General features: G+C 39.9%; 10 protein-coding genes and 2 pseudogenes. 3 read left to right on the forward strand and 9 right to left on the reverse strand.

Annotation, left to right across the window (positions count from 1 at the left end; genetic code table 11):
* Nucleotides 1–1,146, reverse strand: a complete 1,146-nt coding sequence (gene tal / locus U2718_RS12925) for a transaldolase (RefSeq protein WP_341998546.1) — start codon at nt 1,144–1,146, stop codon at nt 1–3.
* A 328-nt stretch (nt 1,147–1,474) separates the two neighbouring features.
* Nucleotides 1,475–2,527 carry a class 1 fructose-bisphosphatase gene (fbp, locus tag U2718_RS12930; RefSeq protein WP_341998547.1) on the reverse strand — a complete coding sequence of 351 codons (1,053 nt, stop codon included), beginning with the start codon at nt 2,525–2,527 and terminating at the stop codon, nt 1,475–1,477.
* Nucleotides 2,528–2,900: 373 nt separating this feature from the next.
* On the opposite strand from fbp, the gene U2718_RS12935 reads away from it, so the two are divergent.
* Nucleotides 2,901–3,056, forward strand: coding sequence for a hypothetical protein (locus U2718_RS12935; RefSeq protein WP_411813274.1), 156 nt, complete (start codon nt 2,901–2,903; stop codon nt 3,054–3,056).
* Nucleotides 3,057–3,333: 277 nt separating this feature from the next.
* Here the strand turns inward: U2718_RS12935 and U2718_RS12940 are convergent, their stop codons facing one another.
* From U2718_RS12940 to U2718_RS12955, 4 genes and pseudogenes are all read right to left on the reverse strand, one after another.
* Nucleotides 3,334–3,621, reverse strand: coding sequence for an RNA recognition motif domain-containing protein (locus U2718_RS12940; RefSeq protein WP_289791276.1), 288 nt, complete (start codon nt 3,619–3,621; stop codon nt 3,334–3,336).
* A gap of 609 nt (nt 3,622–4,230) precedes the next feature.
* Nucleotides 4,231–4,449 carry a hypothetical protein gene (locus U2718_RS12945; RefSeq protein ID WP_341998550.1) on the reverse strand — a complete coding sequence of 73 codons (219 nt, stop codon included), beginning with the start codon at nt 4,447–4,449 and terminating at the stop codon, nt 4,231–4,233.
* A gap of 350 nt (nt 4,450–4,799) precedes the next feature.
* Nucleotides 4,800–5,870, reverse strand: a pseudogene (gene nrdJ, locus U2718_RS12950) (ribonucleoside-triphosphate reductase, adenosylcobalamin-dependent); the annotation flags it as partial.
* Between the two features lie 287 nt (nt 5,871–6,157).
* Nucleotides 6,158–7,384, reverse strand: a pseudogene (locus tag U2718_RS12955) (ribonucleoside-triphosphate reductase, adenosylcobalamin-dependent); the annotation flags it as partial.
* A 1,327-nt stretch (nt 7,385–8,711) separates the two neighbouring features.
* Here U2718_RS12955 and U2718_RS12960 point away from each other — a divergent pair.
* Complete coding sequence (locus U2718_RS12960) at nt 8,712–9,194, forward strand: pentapeptide repeat-containing protein (RefSeq protein ID WP_341998552.1); 483 nt, start codon at nt 8,712–8,714, stop codon at nt 9,192–9,194.
* A 771-nt stretch (nt 9,195–9,965) separates the two neighbouring features.
* The gene (locus U2718_RS12965) at nt 9,966–10,406 is read left to right on the forward strand and encodes a CAAD domain-containing protein (RefSeq protein WP_341998554.1); all 441 of its coding nucleotides are present in this window, start codon (nt 9,966–9,968) and stop codon (nt 10,404–10,406) included.
* A gap of 138 nt (nt 10,407–10,544) precedes the next feature.
* On the opposite strand, the gene U2718_RS12970 is transcribed toward U2718_RS12965, so the two are convergent.
* The 3 genes from U2718_RS12970 to petH all read right to left on the reverse strand — a co-directional run bounded on the left by U2718_RS12970 (nt 10,545) and on the right by petH (nt 14,396).
* Nucleotides 10,545–11,501 (reverse strand): S-layer homology domain-containing protein, encoded by a 957-nt coding sequence (locus tag U2718_RS12970; protein ID WP_341998556.1) that lies wholly within the window; start codon nt 11,499–11,501, stop codon nt 10,545–10,547.
* Between the two features lie 142 nt (nt 11,502–11,643).
* Complete coding sequence (locus tag U2718_RS12975; RefSeq protein ID WP_341998585.1) at nt 11,644–12,927, reverse strand: homoserine dehydrogenase; 1,284 nt, start codon at nt 12,925–12,927, stop codon at nt 11,644–11,646.
* 128 nt (nt 12,928–13,055) lie between these two features.
* Nucleotides 13,056–14,396: a ferredoxin--NADP reductase gene (petH, locus tag U2718_RS12980; RefSeq protein ID WP_341998558.1), complete on the reverse strand. Its 1,341-nt coding sequence runs from the start codon at nt 14,394–14,396 to the stop codon at nt 13,056–13,058.
* Nucleotides 14,397–15,035: the final 639 nt, after the last annotated feature.

Consider the following 15,035-nt stretch of genomic DNA (forward strand, 5'->3'; position numbering starts at 1 on the left):
CTACACTGGTGACAACTGCTTGACCTTGTTTTCTAAAGAATTCATCAAGGATTCAAAGGGCTTGACAAATTTGTCAATACCTTCGACTAGCAGTTCGTCCATCACCGCGTTGATGTCGATGTTAACGTCTGGATCTTTGAGGCTTTCGATTAAGTTGTAAGCCTCTTCTACATCTGTTTCCACCCGGTTTGCAACATCGCAGTGATCGGCACAAGCTTCAATTGTCGCTGGTGGCAAGGTGTTAACGGTTTCGGGGCCAACCAACTCATCGACGTACATCACGTCATTGTATTGGGGATCTTTAGTGCTGGTGCTTGCCCAGAGTAAGCGTTGCACTTTTGCTCCTTTTGCCGCTAAGGCTTGCCACCGATCGCTTTGTACAATCTTTTTATATTCTTGATAGGCAATCTTTGCGTTAGCGATCGCTACTTTTCCTCGAATTTTCCGTAGTTTTGCTTCTACATTGATATCATCAACGCCTTTAGCTAGCTTGGCGTCTATTTTGCCGTCGATGTTGCTGTCAATCCGGCTGAGGAAGAAACTAGCGACAGAAGCAATCTTACTTATGTCCTTACCTTCTGCTGCTCGCTTTTCTAAGCCACGAATATAAGCCCAAGCTGTATTGATGTAGCTTTGTACAGAGAACAGCAGTGTGATATTAACATTCATGCCCTCGGATATCACTTGCTCGACTGCTGGTAAACCAGATTCTGTGCCGGGAATTTTAATCATGACGTTTTCCCGACCAATTTCTTGGAAATAGCGACGCGCTTCGGCGATTGTCGCTTCTGTATCATGAGCAATTGTGGGTGGTACTTCTATGCTGACATAACCATCCAACCCATTTGAGGCTTCATAAACAGGGCGTAAAATATCACAGGCATCGCGGATATCTTTAAACACCAGCGACTCATATATTTTGTAGGTTGGTAATCCAGCCCGAACTCCGGCTTCGATATCGCGATCGTACATGGCATTATCAGCGATCGCTTTTTCAAAAATGGTTGGGTTCGAGGTAATCCCGCAAATACCTTTATTTTCAACCAAATCTTTCAATTCGCCAGACTGAATAATGTCACGGCTCAAATTATCCATCCAGATACTCTGACCGTAGTTTTTAATCTCTAATAAATGATTTGTTGTCATAACAAGCTTTTCACTCCTATTAATTAACTTTTCTATGGATATTGTTCAAAAGTTTGCTAATTACCAGTTGCTGATTTCAATCGATTCGTTGGTGAACTATATGGAAAATCACCCACGCTAGTCACTTACCCAGAAATTTCAATAGCACAGAAAAATGTGCTTCTGCCGCGAACAAAGGCAAGAAGGAGAAAAGCCATGCCTTAGAAAGACAGTGCGCCCCTAGAGGTTCCGAAGGGCAGTTTGTACCCTACGTAAAGCAGCGTCACAAGTGGCGTGGAAACCCCTGCTCTGCGCACTGCTATCATTAGCCATCAACAATTCTCAATGTTTAATGGCCGTTTTGAATAAAAGACTCTACTTTCGCTACATCTTCTTTGCTACCAATAATTAGAGGGGTGCGTTGATGCAATTTTTTTGGCACCACATCCAAGATGTTCTCATGTCCCGTAGTGGCGCGACCACCCGCTTGCTCAATCACAAACGCTAGGGGAGCAGTTTCATACAGTAACCGTAGTTTCCCTTCTGGTTTTTGAACTGTGCCTGGGTAGAGAAACACACCGCCTTGGATCAAAATTCTATGAATATCGCTAACCATTGCCCCGCTATATCGAGCTGTATAGCCCTCTGTACGATGCACATAACGGATGTACTCGCGAATCGACTCATCCCACTGCCAGAAATTCCCTTCGTTAACGCTGTAAACTGGCCCGTGGCTGGGAATTTGGATATTTTCTTCGGTGAGAATAAACTCTCCTAAACTAGGATCAAGAGTAAAAGAGTGAACTCCCTTTCCTATAGTATAGATCAGCATCGTACTTGGCCCATACAGGATGTATCCAGCAGCAATTTGCTTGCCTCCTGGTGCAAGTAAATCTTGTGCGGAACCGTCCGTGTCTTCTCCTTCCTGTTGACGAATCGAAAAAATGGAACCCAAACTGAGATTGATATCCGTATTGGATGAACCATCAATTGGGTCGTATAGCAGAGTGTAGCGACCAATGGGGCAATTTTCGGGAATGTAGTAAGGTTTTTCCATTTCCTCAGAAGCCAAGCGACATACTAACCCGCTTTGCTTGAACACTGCGATAAATACATCGTTGGCGTAGACATCCATCTTTTTGACGGATTCTCCCTGAACATTAGTCTCCCCAGTAAATCCAAGAACGCCTTCCATTAAGCCAGCACGACTGAGATGACGAGCAATGAGTTTGCCAGCCAGCGCGATCCGATTCATCAGCGCACTCAAGTCCTGTGCTTCAGCAGAAAAGCTCTGAAGTTGCTGCAGGACATGACGGGACAAAGTAGTACAATCACGATCTAAGCTACGGTCTGCTGTAGCGTCCATGAGCGATCGCTCTAATGATTCTGCCGCTTTAGTCATTATTTTTGTCCTCCCTAGCGATCGGCTTGTTGTGGGAATGATCCCGTTTATAGCAACTTGAGGTTGCTGCCTCTATCTTAGAAAGGTAATTTGACAATTGAAATCTGATTTTAGACAAACTAAAGAAATCAGCCTAGTATGGCTCTACACCAAATTAGTTGCTCATTTAAAATCCCCTTTTAAGAAAACTTACCTAGTTTTACTGGTAATATAGATTGTTTTGTTATGCACTGACCCTTGGTAATAATGACTAATAAGTCAAAATCAGCCCTTGTAGCTAAATGACAATATAACCACTGTGTAAGTAAATATTTTTCTTGTCAAATTTAGTACAAGTTAACTGGGCAATAATATTTTAATTTCACTGTTATTGATGAATCAATTTTTAAGTACTCAGACAGGATTAACTACACACATTGTTTTACTGTTCCCTGTTAAGAGTTCCCTATCTCCACGAATGAATTTAATTTTGCCCAACTACTTATCTGGTAAGCTTGTGCGATCGCTGCTAAAAAATTGTCTGTTCTAACTTTCCATGCTTTTTGCTATACATTGATGCACATATGCACAATGCACTCCCGACTTGTAATTTCTGGGGGTAATGCAGTAGCTCTTTAATATAGCTGGTGACAAAGCTTTTTATGGCAAAAGCCAACTAACCATGACTACAAAAAAATGTCATGACTAGTCGGCCATTATGCTAACAAGCTATTCAAGTATTGTCTTTTGAGTTATGCCTAGCCGCTTTTCGCGATTTTTGCTTGCGTAAATAGAAAACTATTTGCTAATATTGTTTTTCGTTGCTTTTAAGAGTATTGTTTTTTCGTCCAACTACCTCGTCGGTTGTTATCCTCTCGCGGTTTTGCTTTATTAACTTTGAGCTGACGACCCATCCATTCAGCACCATCTAGTTCTGTAATAGCTGCATCTTCTTGGGCGTCTTCACTCATCTCAACAAAAGCAAAGCCACGCATTCTACCTGTCTCACGGTCGGTAGGCAATACAATTCTTACAACTTCGCCATAATCAGCAAAAACTGCTTTTAAATCTGCTTCGGTAGCGCGGTAGGAGAGATTTCCAACGTAAATAGTCATCTGAATCACGTAAGTCTGAATTCAAGCGATTTGATCCAGCCGAAGAAAAAGTCCGCAGAGCATCAATATTGAATTGATTTCGTTTGGTCTAATTCACGGTGGCACAATTTAGTGGTAGGCAAGCAACCAAAAGGTTAGATGATCTACTACTCAATCAATGCTAAGGCTGAACTTTCGCATACGCTCATAATAATAACCGATCTTGACTTTTTTCAAAGTATGAGATTTTACAAACACTTTTAACTTCAAATCAGACTACCTTATATGTGTAGTCTGTTTAATAGCTAAAATAATTTTGTTTTATTTTTATTGATGCTTCTTATCTAAAATCTACCTATTTATGCAGATGCTATATTTTTAATTCTAAGCATAACTCTCATTAGTAGGGATGAAATTATTTTTTAGATGATCGCTCCAACACAGATAAGTGCATTTCTCTAAGTTAACTGAGATGAGGTGATTGTGCTTATAGTTTCCTTTTATGTATTAATAAATTGTCAGTACATTTATACGTCTAGCAGCGATAAGGGTTAGTGAGAAAAATATAAAAATCAGGTTTGCTGATTTTCAGCAAACCTGATTAAAGACAAAATTTAGAAAAACTGAATTTTATTCAATTGCAATTGACTGAGGACCACTAGCTTTGCCATTGTGTGCTTCAGACGAGGTTGCTGTATAGGTAGAATAACCCCTCTGTTGATCTAACCAACTTTTAACAGGATCATCAGCTAGGTTGAGTCTGAGCAAACCAGAGAAAAATCCGCCGACAAATGAGACTGGGTGTTGGGTTAATTGATTAAAGATGGGTGTAAGTTCAGCAAGGAACATAAATATTCTCCAAGCCTAAGGATGACAATTGCGATTTTTCTTAATCCTAACGTCTTGAGTGATTTTTGTCAGAAAGGCATAAGACCCCAGATCAGCAAAAAATTACTATATAGTAAAGTTTACTAAAATCTCAAATAACTATAAAAACATAAAATATATTCTTTAAGTTAAAAATGAAATAAAGATGAGATCCCCGACTTCTCAAAGAGTTCGGGGATCTCTATGTTTATATAAAATTAATTTTTATTATTTTAAATTCTTTAGTTTTTCTATAGATCTTATCTAGAATTGTCCTTTAAAAAGTGGTGATATAAATAACTATTTATATCACCACTTTAATTATATATACTTTACAGCTTAGTTTCCGAAGGCATCATACACTTATCAGAATCGCATCCTGCTGGCCCAACTTCTGTTAATTCACCTGAGTCATATTTACTCAATGCAGTATGAAAATCATTAGTTCTACGACGCATTTCCACTTCTTGCATGAGTTGCTCATAGTATTCTTTTGTAATTGGCTCAAAAGGCAAACGTGGGAAAGTTTGATGATCGTCAAACCTTGCTAGTAGAGCTGCACTTATGTAGCCTTCGTCATCACGAATAGCTTCGTATATACGACTTCCCAAAGCTTCAATTTCGTTCTCTCGCACTTCTATAGTGGCGGAGGTGTTATGTCGGACATAAAATTTCTGTACCTGCATATAGAAATCCATCTGAGCTAAAGCACTAAATTGACTAATATCTATTTCGTCAGCACCAGGTAGATCAGCCCAAGGTACAGCAACAGGAATTTCCACCAACCATTCACTAACTCGTGGATCAAAGGGATCGTTTAATAAATTTCCCTGTTCATCTTTATCTGATTGAGAGGGAATGACATTATAGCCATATTCAATACAAGCTAAGGCTACCGGATCATTTTTGCGGAAGGTAATCCGACGAATAAATCTTTGGGCTTTGGGTGGATGCCACCCTGGGCTTGCCCCGGTTAACAAAGATTTGGTGCCACTAGGTTGAACTGTAGTGCAGCGATTCGGACGTTTGATACTGTGGCGATCGCAGTAATCCCAAACCACTTGATGCACAGTATCTTTCCACATACTCAGATATTCCTGCTCTTTGCGCTTAAATGCCAATCCTTGAACAGTGTCAGTCCTTCCTTCTGCCCACCAGCGCAACCAATCAACTCCAAAAGCATGTACAAAGAAATCAAACAAACCTGTGAAAGAAACACCGACAATTGGATCTAATTCACGGCTGTATTGATAGCGAGGCTCATTAAATTTGTGATGCAAAAGTGCTGCTACAGATAGCGCACCTGCTGTAAAAGCTTCTTTTTGTTCTTTGTAGTTATTTGGGTCAATTTGATTAAGGTGGATTTCTGATAAATTACAGTGGAAGTTACTACCAATAATTTCCAATTTGTTATCCTAGAGGCTCTTTATCCTCTAGCTCTAGCACTTCCTAATTCGTGCTAGCTCCGAGTACATTTTCTACCATCATTTGGTAGCTCGACACTCGTGGAGGTTTATATTCTTGAGAGTTAAAGATTACACAAATTATTTAAATCTTTAATCTTCTAAGGTTCACCCTCTACTCTGTACGGTGCTGCAAGCTTTTTAATTCTCGCAGTTACCTCGGTATTAGCATCTCAGCCTTCACCGATTTTGCCGAGTTTTTTACGTGAGGCAAAATATAATTAATTACCACACGGGTTTAATCCGTACCTACCCAAACGATGTTCTAATTCATTAGCATCTATATCTGGGTGGCGTTCTTGTATCCACTGCTTGGCGTTTCCTTGTTCATAAGCTTGCAAGAAATCTTTTTTTAATTCTGGCGTTGACAATAAATCAGTATTTGCCCTAGCTACAGTTTCACCAGCCCACTGAATAGCGCCTTCGCCACTGTAATATTGTTTACGAACAGCATCAATACATTCTTCTAATGTCGGTTTACGGTGAAAAACTCTGGTATGATTTGCCATTCTGAGAGCATCACGCTCAGGATCGATTCGCCAGTTGCCGTTTTCATCTTGCTGCCAAAGGTTAGCTTTTGCGTCGGCAAATAAATTATCTTCACTCAAGCCTTGACGCATACCAGCTGAACGTCTAATGTTACCAGCAACAATTGTGACAGCTGCTTCATCAATGAGCAGGCAGCATTCAACGGAATTTAATTGTCGTCCTACCGCTTGATCGAGGATGGCAGCACAGCGCTGATATAGCCCTGGCAATTTCACGGGATTAGCAACACCTCCAAAGCCTTTGAGAGGTTCACCTGCTTGACGCACATCACTAATATTGACTGTGACTTGAATTTCTGTGGCAAGTTTTTCGTCAGTTGAAAGTTCCAGTAGGCTTTGATATGATCGCACCCAACCTTGGCGGCTGTCTCCAACATATATAGTGACGCGATCGCTGCCCTCGATTTTGACTTCTGTCAATTCACGGCGTTCTGGGCGTGGAGTCGTACCAATTTCTCCCTTTACATATACATTCAAGCGATTGCGAATTGGTGGCAGTTGGTTAATATATCGTGGTTCTAGAATAGCTCCAGTTCCGCACCCCATCATTGCCAAATCCATCATCAACCCGAAAGCACTCCAATCTTCTAGGTTGGTAGAGGTGCAATTGTATGCTCCAGAAAAATTCTGTGGTTTAGCTATCCAATCTGTACCACCAACCCATAACCATCTGCCGCTGGGCAGTGCTTTTAAGTTACGTTGCATCCGCTCTAAGATATCAACCTCTTGGGGAAGCAGTTTGCCTAAGCTGATTAAACCTCGTAAAGTGCGATCGCATACCCGATCCCATGTCTCTCGTAGCCCTGCCTCTCTACGACTGTAAGTTCTAAAAAACACAGGATTCGCTGCTGGGGCTGTTTCTGGGAAATTTGCCAACAAGCGTTTTCGTTCAAGCTCTTGAACCATAAATCAAGCCTTCTGTTTGGTTAGATTATGACTATACGGCAACTAAGTGTAGGGGTCAAAGCTTGAAAAAACCATTAATTTGCGGTAAGTTTGACACCATAAAGCTCTGTTAGTCTACCAAAACTCACTTCATCTTGCTTTTGTAAAGTAGGCTTATTTTAATCGCAAGTCGAACTTATGAGCCTCATTCCTTGAGCTAATTTTTATGTTTAGTATCTACCTTGTCTGGAGCAAATTACAGGGAGTAGTTAAGTATACATTTTTACTTATATTTCTTTTTTCACTTAGATAAGATGATGCTCTAACTAATCCAATTTTATATCAAATTTACTGATGATTTTAGCTATTGTATTGTCATACAAATGACTTTTTATGTGCTTGATCAGATTTTTGATACACTACATAGTATTTTCACTATTATAGATTTTATTAAGCTATGATTTTTCAGCGCTCAATCTTCAATTCCAGTATCTAAATATTGAAAATAAAGTTTGTAGATAAATATACTTTTTTCAATCAACTGTAAATAAGTTATATATTGATATGATAGCTTAAATTGAATACTTGCAAAGTAAAGTATTGTATTGCCCATTATTTAAATTTAATTTGACTGATGTCTTCTAGTAGTCAATACATTTTATATTTTTAAATAATTGATTGACTTGAAATATAAAATTTAAATTTTTATATAGGACTCAGATTGGATTTTTGAAAAACACGTAGGGTGTTTTGTCGCGAAGCATAACGCACCTTTTCAAGGGTTAGGTGCGAGACTAAAGTCATAACACACTTAATTTTTTCAGTAATCAAACCGGATTCCTATATACAAACATAGTGGCTGAAAATAATTTAACTTTTGTAAACTTCTGAATTGAAATCATCAATTATTGAGTTTAATAAATGATTGTATAAAATCTTTAGTTAATATAAAATATTTTCTCCTGAAAACGTAATATTTTTTTGAAAAATCAGAGATATCTCGGTTGTCTGTAAAATTGATTTCTGATAAAAATGACAGTTATGTCACTGAAATTTCTAAAGTAGAGGTAAAAATATTATTTTTATTTCATGACTTTGTTAGGAAATAAAAACAGATGTAATTTCTACAGCCATAGATTGTGATAATTTTTAACTTGAGTCATATACTGTTAAAAATATAGACATTGAGTTATATCAATGACTAAATGTTTTTGATTAGTTATGACGTGAAATTTGAATGCGATCGCTAACTCAGTGTGATATAGATCAATATTTCACACTCAGTTTAGTGAGACAATGAAATTGTGAGGAAAAGAACGGAAGCATGTTAATTAAATAAGGGGGAAATATGAAAACCAAGCTTCTAACAGCTCTCACTTTAGTGACTCCCCTGTTCTTTACCAGCGTAGTAAACGCTGCAAATCCGCAGCAAGTACAAAAGCTTTTATCAACTGGGGAATGTATCCAGTGCGATTTATCAGGAGCTGATCTCAGTGGAGCGCATTTGATTGGTGCTGATTTGAGAGGTGCCAATCTTCAAGGAGCAAACTTGGAAGAAGCAAATATTGAGGGTGCCGATTTTACCGGTGCAAATCTTCAAGGAGCTAATCTCAAGTCAGCTTTTGCAACTAATGTGAATTTCAAAAAGGCTAATCTCAATGGTGTCAATTTTACTAACGCCATGATTTCTGACTCTAATGTTTATGGCGCATCGATGAAAAACCTTACTATCACTAATGCCGACATCTACAATACAGGAATTGGTATTGGTGGTGACAATGCAGAAATTCCTGATTGGGATCAACAGATAGAGACATATAAACAAGAATAAATTTGGTTGCTTTTGTAGATAAACGACTAAATTATTAGTTAAGTTCTTCAGCAACATTAATGATTCTTGCTTAATCTATTCATATCATTTGTCACTTGCGCTAATTAGTAAACTCTCCCTTGAAAATGCCATTAGAGGCATCTTCAGGGGCAAGACTTAAAACTTTTTCTTCGCTTCAAGCTCTATTTTGCCACTAAAGCTCCATTGCTCCTCTTAGTAGAATAACTACTCTGTTTTTTGACAGACTCAATTCATATTATTTGCACTTCTTAACAAGATCAGCATACCATAAAATGGCTTTAAAGTCTAGATTGATTGAATACATAAAAACTTTTATTAAATATTTATATCAATAACATTTCCTCAATTGAGAATAGCAGCTTAAGATTGCCTAAATATCCGCTAGGATCGGCATCTAAACTTGTATAAACTAAGAGGTGATCTAAATTTTTTGCATGATTTGTACTGATTTGAGTACGATGGTATGCAACCCACAGTACATGGGACAACAATAGACATAGGATTTTGGTTCGACAATAAAACGAACTAAAAGTACTAGCTTAAGTTTACCAACTGTGTTATAGCTAATACCTTACTACTGATCTAATCAACTGTAGTTGATGAAGTAGTGGTTAAGGAGCAATTATGGTTATAGGCAACTAGAGCCTCTTTGTGCCAAAAAATCTGTGGTAGTGATGTCCCTGTACATCTCCTACTAACAGCCTTTTGGTTGTAATTAGTCCGGATAAGAGTAATTCAACTGTCAAAATTATGGGAGCGGAAATGCAAGAACCGGAAGTAGTGGAAACCAAATCTCCAGAGGCAATGATGGCAGAAATCAACAATCAAACGGGAACCATAACAAAAATCCAACCCGGCGCGCAGACTCAAGAACAATGGCTAAAATATGGGGAAATAGCCTCTAGTTTTTTAGCGACACTGCCTGAATATCTGGGAACCTTCTTTAATAAGTACAAACAACCACTGGTTACCTTTGGTTTAATCGTGACAGCAATTGTTGCTGTGAAAGTTGTCTTGGCGATTTTAGATGCTTTGAATGATATTCCCTTAGTTGCACCGACTTTTGAATTGATTGGTATTGGTTACTCTGCGTGGTTTGTTTACCGCTATTTACTCAAAGCCTCAACTAGGCAAGAGTTAACCAGTGAACTTGCTACTTTGAAATCACAAGTTGTTGGTAAAGACGCTTAAACTCTGAGTAGTTCAGTGCAGATGGCGATTTCTAACGCTGGTGCGCTATGAATTACTGCTGGATATCGCCTCCTCTACAGGTGGTCAAGAAGAATTTTAGTAACTCTTGACCACTTTAATGTAATTTGTATTTTGCAGTTATCTTTTGATTTGTTCAGGCAATTGTACAATTGTTTGGGATGGAACCCTGTCTAATCTTCCTATTAGTACCAAAGCTTGATGAATCATTGCCGCTACCTCAGCACGGGTAGCTTCTTTATTAGGAGCAAAAACTTTCGGATTGGGATAGTTAATTACAAGACCATTTTCTGTAGCTGCTGCTACCTGATTACGCGCATATCCTGGAATCTCTTTAGCATCCTGGTAAATATTTAAAACTTTAGTTGCTGAAGTGGGAGTATTTAAATTCAACCCACTAGCAAGGGCTACTAATACTTGTACTCGTGGTATATTTTGTTGTGCTTTGAAGGTATTGTCAGGGTAACCTTTTAAGAACCCAGTGCTAATAGCTAAGTCAATTGCTGAATTAGCCCAAAACTGATTTGGTATATCTTGAAAAGATATTTTATTTTTGGTTTTTCCTAGCTCATTTTCAAAAGCCTGTTGGAGTATGGCGGCAAATTCTGCACGGGTGACAGGCTGATTTGGTCGAAACGAATTATCTTGATAGCCTTTAATAATATTGCGAGAGGAAAGGGCGTTGATATAACTACGCGCCCAGAAGTTGTTAGGTATATCGGTGAATGCGATCGGCGGAGGAATAGTGGATTTTTTTTCAGTGGGAATAACCAGTGGAAATTGTTTGATGGGGTTGGAGGAGGGTAGTAAAGATCTTTGTCCCTTAGGTAACTCAGACGGTGCGACTCTGGGAAGAGGCATCACCGCAGGCGGGGTGTTTTGAGAAGGAGCAGGAGTTGCAGGTAGAGTAGAAGCTGGCAAGGGTATGCTGGGTAAGTTCCACTCAAAGTGATTGCGGAAAAACGACCAAAAAAGAACTGCCCCAATACTGGCAAAGGCAAATAAAATGCCAATAAATTCATCGAAGCCAAGGACATTTGTTTCAGATGACTTGGGATCGGGAGGCATATTTGTCATTGTAATTACCCTAATAACAGTACAATGTGCATCTAACTAATTAAGCCATAATTAGGGACTGTTAGTGGTTAATGGTAGTGGTTAACAGAGAAAACTAATGACCAATGACTAATGACTATCAACCCACCACCAGCTAGTCCTTTCATAATACCCGTAGTAGACTTGGAATACTGTCTACGGCTTCTAAAGTACGAATTTCTGCTAGAGCTTGCCGAAAATCTCCTTCTCTCACATCGTGGGTAACAACAACAATCTCTGCTAGTTTTCCCTGAAAGCCTGTTTGCACAACCGATTCTAAACTCACACCATAATTACCAAAGCAAGTACCCAATTTACCAATTACTCCGGGTTGGTCTTTCGTTAGAAAACGGGCGTAGAATCTGGTAACTAGTTCTTCGATGGGAGCAATTTGGCAGTAGTCTTGATGCCTACAGGTTAGCAATGGATTTGGTGTTGTCGTGCTAGCTTTCAGTGTTGCTGCTAAATTTAAAATATCCGAGGCTACAGCGCTAGCAGTTGCCCCAGCACCAGCACCTGGGCCGAAAAACATTACCTGTCCAATTGGTTCACCTTCAACCAAAATGGCGTTATAAACGCCGTTAATGCTGGATAGGGGGTGAGCTTTAGGAACTAAAGTTGGATGGACTCGGATAGAAATTGCCGGGGGAGTAACTTTGTTGGCAATAGCTAAGAGTTTGATGACAAATCCTAATTTTTCGGCATAGGCAATATCTGTCTTGCTCACTTGCCGAATACCCTCACAATAAATATCTTGCAGTTTAATGCGTCCATCAAAGGCTAATGAAGCGAGAATAGCAATTTTATCGGCGGCGTCCAAGCCATCAACATCAGCAGTTGGATCGGCTTCTGCGTAACCCAATTGCTGGGCATCGGTTAGGACATCGCCGAAATCGCTGCCTTCTGTTTGCATCCGTGTGAGGATATAGTTAGTTGTACCGTTAACTATACCAGTGACAGTGTGGATGCTGTTAACACTTAAAGACTGCTTGAGGGGTTGAATTACAGGTATACCACCACCGACAGCAGCTTCTAGCATGACGTATACACCAGCTTGATTGGCAGCAGTAAAAATTTCCGCTCCGAAGCGAGAAATTACCGCTTTATTAGCGGTAACAATGTGCTTGCCATTTTCAATTGCTTTGAGAATGAGCGATCGCGCTGGTTCGAGTCCACCGATAACTTCAACAACAATGTCTACTTGCGGATCGTTGACAATTGCTTCTAAATCTGTCGTAATCACTGATTCTGGCAATTTTACTGCACGCTCTTTATCGAGCGATCGCACTCCCACCCGATATATTTCCATATCCTGCAATAAAGGGTGACGTCCGGCACTATTTTGTAGAAGCTGCACCGTACCTGTGCCTACTGTACCTAATCCTAGTATTCCCAGCTTTACACCCACAAATTTTAACCCAATTCCACCAACAACAATTGTAGGGTGGGCATTGCCCACCCTACTAGTGTTATTTGCCATTTATCTTTTGTCATTTAATGACTAATGACCAAATGACCAATGACTAATAACCAAATTTAGTATGTTTCTACGTGCCAGCGACCAGCTTTTTTCAGTTCTTTTTGGTAATCACTCCAAGTTACACCTTCTTTAGCTGCTGCCGCTGTTAAAGCCGCATCAATACCATCTTCCATACCCCGCAAACCGCAGATATATGTGTGTGTTTTTTCATTTTTAATCAAATTCCACAACTCATCTGCGTGTTCTGCTACGCGGTCTTGAATGTACATCCTACCGCCTTGGGCATTTTTCTGCTCGCGGCTAATGGCACAAGTCAGACGGAAGTTGTCAGGATACTTCGCTTGGATTTCTTCCAATTCTTCCTTATAGAGGATGTTCGGAGTTGTAGGAACACCAAATATTAACCAAGAAAAGCCTTTAAACTGATATTCTGGGTTAGCAGCTCTTTCGTTATCCTTGAACATCCGCCACAGGTAAGCACGCATTGGAGCAATACCCGTTCCTGTTGCCATCATAATGACGTTAGCATCTTCGTCGGCAGGTAATAACATTTCTTTACCCACCGGGCCTGTGATTTTTACATCATCCCCAGGCTTGAGGTTACATAGGTAAGTTGAGCATACACCGTATACTGTTTCGCCAGTTTCTGGGTGCTTGTACTCCAATTGACGGACACACAGTGATACAGTTTTGTCATCTACATCATCGCCGTGGCGTGTGGAGGCGATCGAGTACAGTCTCAGCTTTTCTGGTTTGCCGTTTTTGTCCACTCCCGGCGGGATAATGCCAATACTTTGACCCTCTATATAGCGTAAATCGCCACCAGTAAGGTCGAATTTGATATGCTGAACAATACCAATTCCGCCATCTTTCACTAATGCTTCATTAGATATGCATTTACCAATGAACGGAGCATTGGGGCGGTAAAGGTTTACAGGAACGTCAGCGTGTTTGGCTTTCGCTTGAGTCATGGTGTTGCCTTTCGTATCCTTCTTCTTGGACTGTGGCTGGGCTGTTGATTCGGCAAGGCCTTTCTCTTCACTGCCAGCATTCACAGGTGTGGCTTTACCATTTCCTTCTCGATCAGCAGATTCAGCAGATGTGGCTTGGCTCATCGCTTCAGTGTTAGCAACTTCGGATGAAGCTTTACCATTGACTTGTTGTAAAACCCCGACCGATTGTATGCTAACAATTCTGCCGCCCAGGCGAGTGATGCGTCGCATTTCCTGATTCATGCGGTTGTAAGGCACTTTGATGAACACACTGCCACTCTTACGAATTTGGTAGTTTGTTTGATCAGTTTCTTCGCTCTGACGCAGACCTACCACTTCGTACACGAAGATTCGGCTACCTGATTCTGTATTGGCAGCTCCTTCAACAGCACCTTGATAGTACATTAGTTCTACCACTCCGATATTTACTTAACCGTTTCTCTAAAACTATTTCCACCATCTGTCAGACTTAGTTTACCGGAATTCCGGACAGAAATAGCTGACGCTTGGGGAAGTGGCATCACAAGCCAATGCTTTTAAGTACACTCGCCAAAGACATCAAGGCATGGGAAAAGTCACACCTGTTCACCTTCTAAGGTAAAGGATAAGTTCTTTGGAGAATGTTAATAATGAATCAATTTAATTTCTTTTTCGTGATATGGTATCTCCACAAGAGAGATTAATTAAATATTACCTAAGGCATATATGCTCTCAGGTGCAAGAGTCTAGATTGTCAAATTCGGAAGAGTACTTCCGATTTGTGTTAATTCTGCTCTTTAAACTCCCAACTTTAGCTTAGAAGTTTTCCTCCTCAAGGAAAAACATCTAATAGGAAGATTTTGACTAGGCTATTTATAACCACACTGAACACCTTGGTCACGAGAATCCACACAACCAGGGTTGAGTTTAGCTATAAATATTCTAAGAGAGAAGTTATGTTAAGCAACTATAATAAGTTTTACTTGATGTGAAACATCTGTCAACCTCTATGTCAGTACACTATCGGCGTACTGAAAATGGTCATAAATTCAGGATATTTAAGTG

The sequence above is a fragment of the Chlorogloeopsis sp. ULAP02 genome (assembly GCF_038404745.2).
Classification (GTDB): domain Bacteria; phylum Cyanobacteriota; class Cyanobacteriia; order Cyanobacteriales; family Nostocaceae; genus Chlorogloeopsis.

Bases quoted from the DNA above. Each gene is read 5' to 3' on its own strand.
- tal (WP_341998546.1), bottom strand. From the start codon at position 1,146: ATGACAACAAATCATTTATTAGAGATTAAAAACTACGGTCAGAGTATC.
- fbp (WP_341998547.1), bottom strand. From the start codon at position 2,527: ATGACTAAAGCGGCAGAATCATTAGAGCGATCGCTCATGGACGCTACA.
- U2718_RS12935 (WP_411813274.1), top strand. From the start codon at position 2,901: ATGAATCAATTTTTAAGTACTCAGACAGGATTAACTACACACATTGTT.
- U2718_RS12940 (WP_289791276.1), bottom strand. From the start codon at position 3,621: ATGACTATTTACGTTGGAAATCTCTCCTACCGCGCTACCGAAGCAGAT.
- U2718_RS12945 (WP_341998550.1), bottom strand. From the start codon at position 4,449: ATGTTCCTTGCTGAACTTACACCCATCTTTAATCAATTAACCCAACAC.
- U2718_RS12960 (WP_341998552.1), top strand. From the start codon at position 8,712: ATGAAAACCAAGCTTCTAACAGCTCTCACTTTAGTGACTCCCCTGTTC.
- U2718_RS12965 (WP_341998554.1), top strand. From the start codon at position 9,966: ATGGGAGCGGAAATGCAAGAACCGGAAGTAGTGGAAACCAAATCTCCA.
- U2718_RS12970 (WP_341998556.1), bottom strand. From the start codon at position 11,501: ATGACAAATATGCCTCCCGATCCCAAGTCATCTGAAACAAATGTCCTT.
- petH (WP_341998558.1), bottom strand. From the start codon at position 14,396: ATGTACTATCAAGGTGCTGTTGAAGGAGCTGCCAATACAGAATCAGGT.